A 12,875-nucleotide genomic window follows, 5' to 3' on the forward strand; every position below is an offset into this window, starting at 1 on the left:
GCAAAAGTGATACTATACCAGTCGCAATTTTGCGACACTTTAATAAACAAATAAACAAGTATAAACGAGAGAGAGAAAACATGCTCTCGCTCTCAAAAAAAAATTATAAAAATGAAATTAAAAATCCCCAAAGCGATCAGTATACACCCCGCGCGGAAAATGCAGATGCAGCCGGGCGTGTTCTCCCCACCTTGCCCCAGGTGCAGGACTTTTTTAACACCCACGTCTACCCGACGGTGGAAGCAGGAAAGTTTTTCCACCACTACCAGGCCAATGGCTGGCGACAATCGGGCAAGACGCTGATCACCGACTGGCAAGCCGCAGCTCACAAATGGATACTAAATATTCCTTCTCTAAAAACTGTAACCCATGACAGATACACCAAACAATCAACCGGGCCAGGAAAGCTCCACGTCAATGAAAACAAAAGCTATTCAGAGCCCTTATGACTACTACCTGCTGATGCAGCAGCTGGAGGAACATGGAAAGAATGTGTATGGGCCACGATTCCGGATTGATGATATAGATCGGCCGGTGGTGATAAAACTACTAGCTTATTTCCTGCAGGATGAAACGGTAGCAGCAGCTGAGGGCATAGATCTGGATAAAGGAATCTTACTCACCGGGCGAATTGGATGTGGTAAAACCTCGCTTATGACACTAACTCGGAATTTAGCGTCGGAAGCGTATCGGCCGCAGGTGGTTTCTTGCAGGGACATTAGCTTTGAATTTGGCGAAATTGGCTTTGATGCTATAAAACGCTATAGTAAGAAGGCATTTTTCCCTTACTCTAGTATTCCAAGGATATATTGTTTTGACGATTTAGGGTTAGAGCAAAATGTTACCTTTTGGGGGAACAGCTATAATGTAATGGGAGAGATATTGCTTTCACGGTATGATCTCCTGGTTTCGAATAAGATGTTAACACATGTAACCACTAATCTCAATAACCAAGAGCTGGAAGATGTCTATGGCAATCGGTTAAGAAGCAGGATGCGGGCGATGTTTAATCTGGTTGCTTTTGAGTTATCAACGGCTGATAAGAGGCGATAGCCTATTGTTGCATTCTTATTATTTCATAATTTATGTATAACACCCATTAATTTAAGAAATGTATATTGCATAAGAAGTTATATGCTTTTGCAGTGTTTATATTTATTATATGTAACTCTTCTATCTAATAGTTCATTATTTTTATAATGGTATCAATTTAGAAATGGTATAAAAATAAATTCCCCCTAGTAAGGCTGAAATTTAAAAGAAAATTATATATTACGATATCAGATTGGCGATCAGCATAAAGATTTTGTGCCCCAGAAAAATGCTTTAAATTATTTCATGAAGCATATCGTGCTGTAGACATATACCTTGGAAATAGCAATAGTTTTGAACCTCAAAATAAATGAATAGCTCTATTTAACTATTTTCCTGTCTCTAATATATGGTCTTCCATTTAACATTTACGTGACCGTTAATAGATTATCCTATTAAATTAATTTGTTCATCAACAAAATAATTTTTATATGCCCCGCCCAATACCGTCACATTTAAGGAGGTCTTTTAAGAAAGAACGCTTTTACAAGCACCTTGTCCGCAGTGTAGAACGAAGATTTGAAAAATGGAGACATAGGTATGCCAACATAGTAGGCGTAAATATAACTAAGAAAACACGTAGTAAAAAGGAAATTAACAGATATGCTATTGTATTCCACGTAAGTAAAAAAGACGATAGCATTTCAGGTAGCAGGCGTATTCCCCAATATTTAGAGGTAATCTATAATGGACAAATGATCAGAGTTCCGACAGATGTGGTGGAGACTGGGTATAATGAACTAACCTATATACATCCAGGGCAAAATGGTTTTGAAGAGGACAATGTGGATGCTGCTGGAACTTTAGGCCCGGTTGTCAACAAGAATAATGAGCCGTATATACTTAGTAATATGCATGTATTTGGCCGTCATTACCTCTTGGAAGGTAGAAGATCCGTCACTAAAAATGTTGGTTCAGGCAGTCAGGTTGATATTAATTGCCTTGTGAATAATGGCATAAGACCGGTGGGAATCTTCCAGGTTGGTGTTGTCAATTCGCAGATTGATGCTGCTATAGCTTATGTCCCCCCCGGCCTACGTCAGTATCTGCGCAGGATGGATGATGTTTTTGATATCAACAACCCCATTATTGTTCCAAATGAAGTCATCAAAAATCCTTTTACTGTGCAAATGATTGGCAGTGTATCAGGGATCAAAAGAAGCCATGTGGTTTCAGGCATAGGCATTGCAATATTTGAGTACCCATATGGCACACAGACAATTTTTAAGATGATACAGCTTTCACCCTGCTGTAATGTGCCAGGGGACTCTGGTTCTCCCATTTTCGATCCCATCAGCAGAAGAATTGTTGGTATTGTATTAGGTCGGGATTTTAATCAAAGGTTTACGTATGTAGTTCCCTATCAGACTATCCGCACTCAATTAATCATTGACTAAAACACCGGTATGAAATATTTAATTCTAACAACATTTGCTATTATCTGCATAGTACAAGTAAACGCACAGACGATTAGCTATCAAACATTGGAAAAAGAAGGGAATACCCCAATAAATGACAGTGATATAAAAGGGAAATTTTTTACGCTGGATCGCTMCAAAATACTATCTGTAAGAGTAAATAGTTCTAAAGAGTTTGAGGCAAAAGCCACCGATGCAGATAATAAAGATATCCCCCTAGATCCTTCTCCGGACAATAAACAAAAAGGGTCCGCTATATTTTCGTTTGTGCCGGATGGAGCAATTGTTAATGGTACTTTCAAAGAAGGTACGACAATAAATGAATCCAATATTATTAAAATAAATGTAGCTGTAGGCACAAAAGGCTATTATGCTGCCAGTACCGAGGTGAAAAATGGTATCCAGTTTTATGCAACAGGATTTCTGGAAGAGGGATCACAGATCTTAATCTTAAAGGCAATTGGAATACCATTTAAAAAAGGAAGGTTTAATTATACAATCAAGTCAGCCGGAGTAAATACTGCTGTTGACGTTGATGTCGTTGGTGGAACTCCATTAATCGAGGCAAAAATAGTCCTTGATAGATCCGGTTCAGACTGTAGCTTATATAAGCGGGAAGGAGAACTGATAGCGGGGAAAGAGCTATCAGCAACAGATAAGATAACAGTAAAAATAAAGCCTGTCAACATCGGGCATTGTACTATTTCAACCAATCCTGTAAACGGATATTTTTACAGTACTATACTAGATGTAGTTACCACTAACTCGATAGATGTAGTATTAACAGGTAGAGGAATACCGCTTAATGAAGCCAATAATGACAAGATAGTAATTGATGATGGTACTAATAAGTGTGAAGTATCAGCCAAAGTGGCTAAAAAGGAAAGGGACTTTACGGATTACGTAATAGTGGCAGAAGTAACTAAACTGGTATTCACTGATAATGGAGATACCTATACGTTGAATCTTCAAGGTGATGATGATAAAGGAGATAGAAAAGATTCGGAAATAGAAGGAGGAACATCTGCTTACGAAGAAGCTATCTACAGCACTTATGGGAAAGAGAATTTAATACTCACACCTTATGGGCTGATGATTAATACAAAAACACCAAATAATACTACTTACATCTATGGAGGAGCGAATTATGTGCATATATTTCTTGATGAAATGGGAAACTCACTAATTACCGGAATTCCCCAAGGAATGCCGGAAGTGCAATATGTTGTACATGTGATTTATGCAGATCAATCAGCGCCCGGGGGGAAGAAAGTTTCTTATGGCATTAAGACAACACGCGCTTCGTTTACCGGAATTAACAGGATAGAGAACAATAGAAATGCCAATGCAGAAACCTCCAGCAAAAGTAAAACGTTGCTGAAGGAATACACATTGGTGATCAGGACCGCTGATTCTGAAATAGACTTTGAGGTGTATCGTTTTGAAAATGGAAAGCAGGTTGGTGGACGGCTGAATTATACAATCCCAATGACTAAGTCATTCACCGCTAATATCAGTGTGGGACTATTAAATACCTGGTTGAAAAATCCCTCTTATAGCCTGGTAACAGACCCTGGCAACACCAATGCCAATGTGGTTAAACAGGAAGAAGGGAATAACAGGGGGATTGTAACAGTATTTGCCACCCTGTACACCTCTCCTATAACGTTGATTAAATATTATGTGAATCGAAATCAAATCAGGAAAGGTCAGAAGAAATTATCTAATGTAAAAAACCCAGTTACAAACGGGCAGCTGTATTCAAAAAACTACCTATATATGCGTCCCATATGGGAGCGTATTTATCCTACAATCGGTGTTGGTATCAGTGATAAGATTTTTCAAAACCTGTTCTTCGGGCTTAACTGGGAGTTTGCACGAGGTGGCAGTTTTTTTGCAGGTGCACATTATGGGAAAGTAAATGTATTCAACGAACCATCTGGATTTGAATTTGAAAAAACGAACACTACTCAGGCACAATTCGACTTGTATTCAAATAAAGATTGGAAAATAGGGTGGGCAATCGGCGCTTCAATTGATTTTTCAATTATCGGCAATCTCTTTAAGTAGTAAGAAGAGATATCAATCTTTTTGATACCGCTTTGTGCAATCAATGGCAGCAGTTTTTATAATTCAACTATTTTTGTATATATATTATGTTTTTTGTAAATTTAAAAGTAACCACATAGATAAATGCTATCTCAATCAGATTTAATAGGAAATCATCCTGCTTCCCCGAATAAATTTGCTACATGGCTGGCGTGTAATGACGTTGTTGTTACTGTGAGCAAAAGACATCGTTCATTGTCTCCTCTAGGAGACGATTTACCGCCAGACCTTATTGACTGGTTGGCTAGAAGAATTATCCATCATCATTATGATGAAAGAAGGATAAATAATCTAAAACAGAAGTATGCAGAGCTAGGGTTTCCTCAGTACGCAGAACAAACTAGAAAGCTGCCCAGGGCTGATAAAGTAAGAAAGGGAAATGCCGTTGAAGTTCTATTAATTGAATATGTTGAAAGTTGTAAAGGGAAAAATTTAATTAAAACTTTTAAGCTTCGATACAATCCTAATGTAGATCAAGCAATGAAAGGAGATGATACTCTGATGGTTGAATTAATTGAAGGAGCAACGATAGATCAAAATACAATTAAAATATATCTTGGAGAAAGCAAGTTTAGAGCCAAGGCGGACAAAGCCGTAGTTTTAGACATTTCAACATCGCTAAGCAAGGATAAAAAACCATTGTCTTATACTTTTTTAGTAGATGAATTAAGTAAAGATTCATCTACTGAAGAATTGGCGAAAACTCTTGATAGATTTATAATTGATGAAATAAAATCAAGTGGAAATATTACTTACACTGGCATGTTATTAAGTGATCGCCAAACAAGTAAAACTGTAGAATCACATCTTAATTCGGATAATCCTACATTGGTATTTATTTCATTAGGACTTTTAAATCCTCAACAATTGATTAATGAGGCTTTTCAAAGAGCCGATATTCTAATAAATAACCCTCAAAGTATATGATGCTATTTGATCAGATTTTACTGCGACTAAATAGAGTAGATGAAGATAAATATATACAAAATATGATTGCGCAAGCAAATGCGCGATATATACTCTTAAATACTTCCAGTAACATTTCAAGTTTCCCGAATTATACTATAAAAGATAGTAACCTAAATATTCTGGCTTTTTATTACCTACATAATGGTTGCCAACTTGCAGAGAATCAAAGTTTTCAATTCTCTCGAGAGCCGCTTGAAAAAGGCGCTTCTATTTTAGAGTATATTCATGGTTCTTCTTTAAATAAATCTGGTTTAAGTAATTATTATTCTCTTGTTTCTGCTCTTGCTTACTATGTATGTTTTCAATATTCAAAGTCTTTTATTCTTATAAAAAAAACAGAAGTCAATACTGTAATAGGAAGATTGTTATATTTATTTTTGGAGCGTGATTTCATAAGACTTTCAATAGAAATTGAAACGTTGATAGTAAATGAAACTTATACTGACGATTATATTTCCCAGCATGCGAGAGATCTGGATGAAGATTTGACTTCAGCAAAGATCTATGAGATTGTAATCGCTAAATCAATAAATGGATTTATTAAATATTTTCAAACTGGGGTAGAACACTTTTTGGACATGGCAAAAGGGAGTCTCCGTAACTTAAAGATAATCGCTGAATTAAATAATGATCCCTCTATATGGTGGATCATTCGTTTGTTATTACTTATTTCTGAGGGGTTTGACCAGGCTGCATTATGGAAGTCATTGTCCCCTTATTTTGAGATAAATTCTTTGAATGTTAGAAGTTATATTTTTTCTCTTATTTATCAGCAGCCTAGAGGGATATATGAACTGTTTATAACCCAAAGAAGATCGCTTGAAAAGGTCTTGAATAATAATGCAGGGTGTATAATAAGTATTCCTACAAGCAGTGGGAAAACCAGGATAGCAGAAATTGCAATCCTAGAAAGTGTTATAAAGTGGCCCGAAAAGAAGGTTTTATATATTGCGCCTTTTAGATCGTTGGCATTTGAAATTGAGAATTCCCTTGAAAAGATATTGACTCATGCAAATGTATCTGTATCTCATATTTACGGAGGAAGTCTTTATAGTAAAATTGATGAAAAAATAATTGAAGAGTCAAATGTTATAATTGCAACTCCTGAGAAGTCAAAAGCAATATTTCGTGGAAACGTTGAGCTACTTGATCAGCTAAGCCTTGTAATTATTGATGAGGGACACTTGTTGGGACCTAATCAGAGGTTAATAACGAACGAGATTTTTTTTGAAGAATTAAGGTTTTTTGTTGAAAAGAATAGTGGAAGATTTCTTTTGCTTTCAGCCGTATTACCTAACACTGGAGAACTTGCTCAATGGCTAACAAATTCAGAAGATACTGTTTATAAGGATAAATGGAGGCCGTCAGATGAAAGAATGGGAATACTTGAATGGAAAGGGGAAGGGGTGAACCTTAATTGGGAAAACAGTGTATCTGAGATAAGCTCATATAATACAAATTTCATTGTAACTGAGCAATTACCCTTAGAATTACGACAAAGGGTTCCGCGGCATTTTCCTAGTGATAAAAATGAAGCAGTTGCAGCCACGGCTTATAAGCTAAGAAGTTTGGGGCCGGTCTTAATTTTTGTTGGTGTTAAAACATCTGTGTTTAAAATGGCAACCGCTTATATGAAATGCTTGGGTAATGCTCCGGAAGATTTTAGATGGAAGAATAGTCATGACTGGAGAGCATTTGAACTGGCTTGCGTAGAGTCTTACGGACCCAATAGTAATTGGTTGCTTTTTGCGAAGAAAGGTATTCTGTGTCACAATTCAGATCTTCATGTAGATGTTAGACTGCCAATGGAACGATTAATGCGTGTTGATAAGCCCTTAGTTATTATAGCAACTTCCACTTTGGGTCAGGGGGTAAATTTAGGAGTGTCGACTGTGATATTCTCAACGTTATATCAGAGTGGGGAATTGATATCAGCCAGAGATTTTTGGAATATATCAGGCAGAGCAGGGAGAGCATTTGTAGATCATGAAGGTAAAGTTTTGGTGGCTTTGGATCTTACTAACAATTTAGAAATTGGAACAACAGCGTATAAGAAACGGAATAAGGAAATAAAATGGCAAAAACAAACGATAAAAGAATACTTTGATAAAGATCAAATAGATTTGGCCACAAGCGGGATTCTTCTTTTGGTAAAAGCGCTAAAAAAAATTGGTGAAAAAAATAATATTTCGTTTGATTTGCTATTATCGTTAATTGCAGAGAATAAATTAGAGGAGATAGGTGATGACTCAAAAAGAATAGACAATTCGCTAGACTGGATTGATGATACCCTGCTGTCTCTTCATCAAATTAACAATGACAATGATGAAGAGCAAATTAGTTATTCTTGGATAGAAGATTTTTTTAGGAGATCATTGGCATATATCCAAGCAGGGAAAGAAAGAAATGTAAGCGGTGAGGAAATATTGTCATTTGTCGAATGCCGTGTTAAAGGCATAGTTGCCAAAGTTGGCACAAATCAGGATAAATGGAAGTCGATAATTAAATCAGGAATTCCATTGAATAGTGATTTGTTTGTTGAAGACAAGTTGCAACAAATAATCCAGTTATTAATTGGATATGATTTCTCAGAAAAATTAATTGATGACAAAATACTTTTGTTAAAAGATCTTGAATATTTATTGGAGAAAATTCCAGTTTTTTTGGAGGATGGTAGTGATATTCAGAGTAAAGATATTGACCTAATAAGAAAAGCCTGGTTACATGGTGAAGCTATGTCTAGCATCAGCCGTTTTGACAATGGAATCCTAATCGTAACAAAACTGTATTCTTATAAACTTCCCTGGATACTTAATGGTATTGCAAAGAAGCTGAGGGCTATCGAATTGTTTGATGAGGCTGACGTAGTCGAGGAGATTTCTATGTTGGTCGAGTCTGGACTACCTAACTTGGTGACAATTAAAATTTATCAGGCAGGAATTAGGTCAAGAGTTGCATCTACAGAGATTGCTAGTTTATTTGATAATGAGCTTCAAGATAGATCAATTAGGGAGTATAAGAAAGACTTAATTATTCATAAAGAGACTTATAAAGAGATGGTTTCGAGTATAACTGCAGAATGGATTGATTTGCTTTCTAGAATGTCTGTATGGAAAGAATTTCTGATTGATACTATCCCTGACTTTGAGTATCGTAAACCCTTACCTAATATAACTACTTTGATAGCAAGGGAAATTAATGGAGAGCAATATTTATTAAGTCTAGATCTTAGTTTTTATGAGAAAATACCGGAGGGTGAGATTGACTTTACTTCTGTGAATAATGTACCAGGGGTTTACTTTGAATTCGATGCAGTAGAAGAGGTGTGGAAAATGAGGGTTGATAATCCTTATGTGGAACTTCGAGAGGAATGATTGGCTTTCATCTAGATTAATGTGTAAATAATCAAATTAGATATTGTATGCGTAATAATTTATATGCTTAAATATTTGTAGGAATTAACTGCAAGAATAAATTAACTTGCATTCAAATTTATTTAAATTTAGGGGTAAATTTTTGTAAAACGGTGCAAATAACAGGTGTAAAATATATCAAGCAATCAATTAAGGGTGTCAATAAAGATGAAAACGAAGACAATGTTTTTATTGACGAAAACATAAATTATAATTTTTTTGTTGTATTCGATGGAGTTGGAAGTGCCGCAAATAGCAAGAGAGCTACTCAGCTTGCAGAATATTTTTTGAAGCAAGAAATTGAAATGTATGTCAATAATTCTGAGATAAAACTTAGGGAATTGATGTTTGATTGCCATAAATATATCTTATCTATGGATATCCCTGAGGTTTTGACTACCTATTGTTCGTTGTTTATCCCTACGGATAATAGTAAGAGAATTATATATTCTTCAATGGGAGATTCAAGAATCTATGTTATAACAAATCAATATATGGAGCAGATAAGCCAAGATGACAAAATATCAGGGGACAGCAATGTTATTACAAAGTGTCTTGGTTTAGATTGTCTTTCAATGGAAGACTTTACTCAAGAGAGCATTGAAAAGATTAATGGAAGTATTTTATTGTGTACAGATGGATTCTATCATTTGTTAGAAAGTAGTAAATGGGCTTTCTTTGAGTCATTTAATAAAAGATTGTTAACCACAGTTGAGAATGACTTGAATAAATTTATTAAGAACAAAAACATAGATGATTCAACTTACATCTTAATCAGATAGCATGTTTGCCACAGAAAGACAGTTAGTAATTAAGTTAAAGAATAATTTTTATCCAATTTGTAATTGGGCCATTAATAAAGTCAATACACAAATATTGGAAGAGGTTGATTTGGGATATGGTATTGCTGATTTGGTTATTACAAAAGTTAAAAAGGAGAAAGTAACTAAAAATAGTTTGGGCTACTTCGATATCTTGGTTTATAAGATTATAGAAAGTGGAATTAATGTTTCATTCGAGAAAATTAAGGAGATAACAAAGACAAGTGAATCTACGATCAAAAAGTCTTTAAAAAAGTTGATTCTTGATTGTTATATTAATCAGCATGATGAATGTTATCAATTTAGAAAATCTTATGATTTAATTGCGTCGGATACAATTGCTATTGAGGCCAAGCTTAAAAATTGGAAACGTGCTTTAAATCAGGCATATCGGTATAAATGGTTTGCAAGCCAATCATATGTTGTCCTTGATAATAAATTTATAAATCCCGCTTTGTCTAACATTGACGAATTTAAAAAGTACAATGTTGGTTTAGCTGAAATTAATAACAAAGGAATTCTTACGATACATCATCGACCCACTAGCGAGAAGCCAATTGATGATAAAATGTTTATTTTACTCAATGAACGAATACGGATTAACCTACCTGGTAAGCAAGTATGATTTCCATACTCCAAGATGATAATTCTTACTTTCATCTTGAAAGTAAACATTTTTTGCTTCAAGTCTATTGTAAGATTCAATAGCCCTATCAATTAATCCTAAGACGAATTCTTTTCTATCTTTTAAGTTGTCAATGGATCCTATTTCTTTTAAAGTTCGGTCAATTGACAATAGATAGTTTTTATGAACATCGGCTTTTTGATTACTCCATGGATAGTTGGGTTCAAGAATTATATCGGAGAAAATATTTTTTTCATTTTTGATTATTTCAATACCATTTTGTTGACGGATAAGTTCAATGAATGGAGCCTTGATAAAATTTAGAAGTTTTTCTGAATAATACCACCCTTTTGATGGGCCTCCATCTTCTGGACTTAAAAAACGCTTTATGCTAAATGATCTAAGATTTTCATATGTGGCTATAGTTATATAGTCAATATCGCTGGTTGTCAAGAAAATCAGGGCATCCCAATTTGCATAGGAATAGATCGTAATAAATTTTTGTTTTTTAAGAACCTCAAAGACACGTGATAGGTTCCTTAAATATTTAAAATCAATATTTATCTTCTGCCTAATATCTGGTTTAGGTTCGCAAATTATGTAGTAGCCGTCAAACTCGATGTCGATATCTGTTAATGTATAGAGTAGATCATCTATTTTCTTTGCATCTATTATAGTGTGGTATGTAATTGGTATTGTCATAAAGTATCTCTTACTCGATACTCTATTCTTTTTGAGCCATTTGTTTATTGTGCCTACTAAACCAACAAACTGGCCCAAATCTTCATTTTCGTAATAGTTTGGAATTATTATGTCATTGAGACCTAAGGAGGTTTGAAATTTAATTCCATTGATTATGGAATTTTGCATATAAACATTTGTTTGGCTGGTGTTATTTTGATCAGCCGCGGGGTGAAAAGGGTAGAGGCTTAAATTCCCTTTTCCAATGCCTCCTGACTCTTTTTTGCCAAAATATTGAAGATCAATAGATGATTTCTCCAAGACTAGTTGACTGTCTGTTTTATTTATTTTTTCTTTTGTAAAAAAGTCTGGTTGAAAGCTATATGCACAAAAAATGAAACCATCTCCAATACCGTTTTTGAAATGTGCATCTAAGTTCCAATTATGTCTGTGGCCAATTAAATGTAACGTCTTCATAGTCAGAGCAAATTGATTAAATCTTCAATTTTTCTTGGTCGTTCAGCCGGACTAAATTTCATTGCCTCTATGCAAAAATTAGTCAGTGGGAAATCATTATCAGGAGTGAAGTTCTGATCTTTACTTTTGAACTTTTCGCTGATTTCCTGTTCATTATTCCCAAATGGTAAACGTTGATGGAATAAGTAGTATGCGAGTACCCCAAGGCTGAAAAAATCGGTTCTATAAGAGATTTTGTCTTTTTCGCCCTGGTACTGTTCTGGGCTTGCGAATCCCCAGCTTTTTGGTTGCCAGCCAGCTGCTGTTAGTGAGTTCGCGTCAAGATCCCTTGCGATACCAAAATCGATAACAACAGGGGTATCGTCTAAACGAATGATTATATTCTCTGGTTTTATATCTCTGTGAACATATTTGGCCTCCCATATCGGCTTCATGATTGTTAATATGTCTAAGATTAGTTTTTTAACGAGATCACCTTTGCCAGTATAGGATGTAGTAATATCACAAAGTGTAGCACCCTCGATATACTCTTCTACTACAAATGTCTCACTGCCATATGTCTCTATTTTTAATATTTTAGGAAGCCCATCCATATTTTTGAACTTCTCATATATATCCATTTCCCTCATTTCTCTTTCTCCCAATCCGGCGTGGAGATGTTTTAAGACAACATTTTCTCCATTGCAGATAGCGAAATAGACCCTTTTTTGACCACCATTTCTCTCCTGTTTAAAAAAGCCTGAAATACCAAAATATTGTAGGAAATCTGGGCTGAAAATGTGAACATTCATTTTTTTTGCAGAATATTTTTCATTGGGAATTTATCTAGTTCGAGGTATAGATTGGAACGAATATAGTTAAATATATATTAGTAACAATACAAACTGCTAATCAATATACCCTATTGAATCTGTTTAGTACTATTCAAATTTCAATGAAGTTTCTATGAGGCATAAAGCCCCTAGCTGTCAAAGGTCTCACTGCGGCCTCAGTCGGCAAAAAGGTCGCCAGGCTTCCGCTTGCCCCTTCCGCTGCGCTTCAGGGGCTGCGCTCCACCCTGTCACCCTTTTTGCACTCCCTCAGCCTCCGTTCGGGTAGCTCCCGGTCTGGCTAAGGGCAGCTTCTAACATTGGTCGCTTTTATGCCCGCCATCCCTTCGCTACCCACTTTGTCCGCCCCCGCCCGCCACCCCCGGCCTTCCATTTTTGATTTGCCGTCCGCTGGCGCTCCCGGCGAGACAGAGGTCGAAGGCGCGGCCTGCTGCGGCTCG

The 12,875-nt window shown here is 35.8% G+C and carries 10 protein-coding genes; 8 read left to right on the plus strand and 2 right to left on the minus strand.

The features are described 5' to 3' along the window. From AC1DCV_RS35410 to AC1DCV_RS35445, 8 genes are all read left to right on the plus strand, one after another. The coding region (locus tag AC1DCV_RS35410) for a hypothetical protein (protein WP_477027619.1) at nt 1-449 on the plus strand (449 nt) is incomplete at its 5' end. Then, complete coding sequence (locus AC1DCV_RS35415; RefSeq protein WP_477027620.1) at nt 418-1,053, plus strand: P-loop NTPase family protein; 636 nt, start codon at nt 418-420, stop codon at nt 1,051-1,053. The genes AC1DCV_RS35410 and AC1DCV_RS35415, both read left to right, overlap by 32 nt. Nucleotides 1,054-1,523: 470 nt before the next feature. Continuing rightward, the gene (locus tag AC1DCV_RS35420) at nt 1,524-2,489 is read left to right on the plus strand and encodes a serine protease family protein (RefSeq protein ID WP_477027621.1); all 966 of its coding nucleotides are present in this window, start codon (nt 1,524-1,526) and stop codon (nt 2,487-2,489) included. A 9-nt stretch (nt 2,490-2,498) separates the two neighbouring features. After that, nucleotides 2,499-4,580 carry a hypothetical protein gene (locus AC1DCV_RS35425; protein ID WP_477027622.1) on the plus strand — a complete coding sequence of 694 codons (2,082 nt, stop codon included), beginning with the start codon at nt 2,499-2,501 and terminating at the stop codon, nt 4,578-4,580. Nucleotides 4,581-4,703: 123 nt separating this feature from the next. Next, the gene (locus AC1DCV_RS35430) at nt 4,704-5,546 is read left to right on the plus strand and encodes a Hachiman antiphage defense system protein HamA (RefSeq protein WP_477027623.1); all 843 of its coding nucleotides are present in this window, start codon (nt 4,704-4,706) and stop codon (nt 5,544-5,546) included. Further along, nucleotides 5,543-8,962, plus strand: a complete 3,420-nt coding sequence (locus tag AC1DCV_RS35435; RefSeq protein ID WP_477027624.1) for a DEAD/DEAH box helicase — start codon at nt 5,543-5,545, stop codon at nt 8,960-8,962. Before AC1DCV_RS35430 ends, AC1DCV_RS35435 begins: the two co-directional genes overlap by 4 nt. A gap of 152 nt (nt 8,963-9,114) precedes the next feature. Next, nucleotides 9,115-9,783: a PP2C family protein-serine/threonine phosphatase gene (locus AC1DCV_RS35440; RefSeq protein WP_477027625.1), complete on the plus strand. Its 669-nt coding sequence runs from the start codon at nt 9,115-9,117 to the stop codon at nt 9,781-9,783. A gap of 1 nt (nt 9,784) precedes the next feature. Continuing rightward, nucleotides 9,785-10,447: a hypothetical protein gene (locus tag AC1DCV_RS35445; RefSeq protein ID WP_477027626.1), complete on the plus strand. Its 663-nt coding sequence runs from the start codon at nt 9,785-9,787 to the stop codon at nt 10,445-10,447. Here AC1DCV_RS35445 and AC1DCV_RS35450 read toward each other — a convergent pair. Further along, nucleotides 10,427-11,605 carry a hypothetical protein gene (locus AC1DCV_RS35450; protein ID WP_477027627.1) on the minus strand — a complete coding sequence of 393 codons (1,179 nt, stop codon included), beginning with the start codon at nt 11,603-11,605 and terminating at the stop codon, nt 10,427-10,429. The two genes, AC1DCV_RS35445 and AC1DCV_RS35450, sit on opposite strands and share 21 nt — an antisense overlap. A gap of 2 nt (nt 11,606-11,607) precedes the next feature. Then, nucleotides 11,608-12,396, minus strand: a complete 789-nt coding sequence (locus AC1DCV_RS35455; protein ID WP_477027628.1) for a serine/threonine protein kinase — start codon at nt 12,394-12,396, stop codon at nt 11,608-11,610. Nucleotides 12,397-12,875: the final 479 nt, after the last annotated feature.

The organism is Chitinophaga sp. 10T418 (assembly GCF_056394125.1).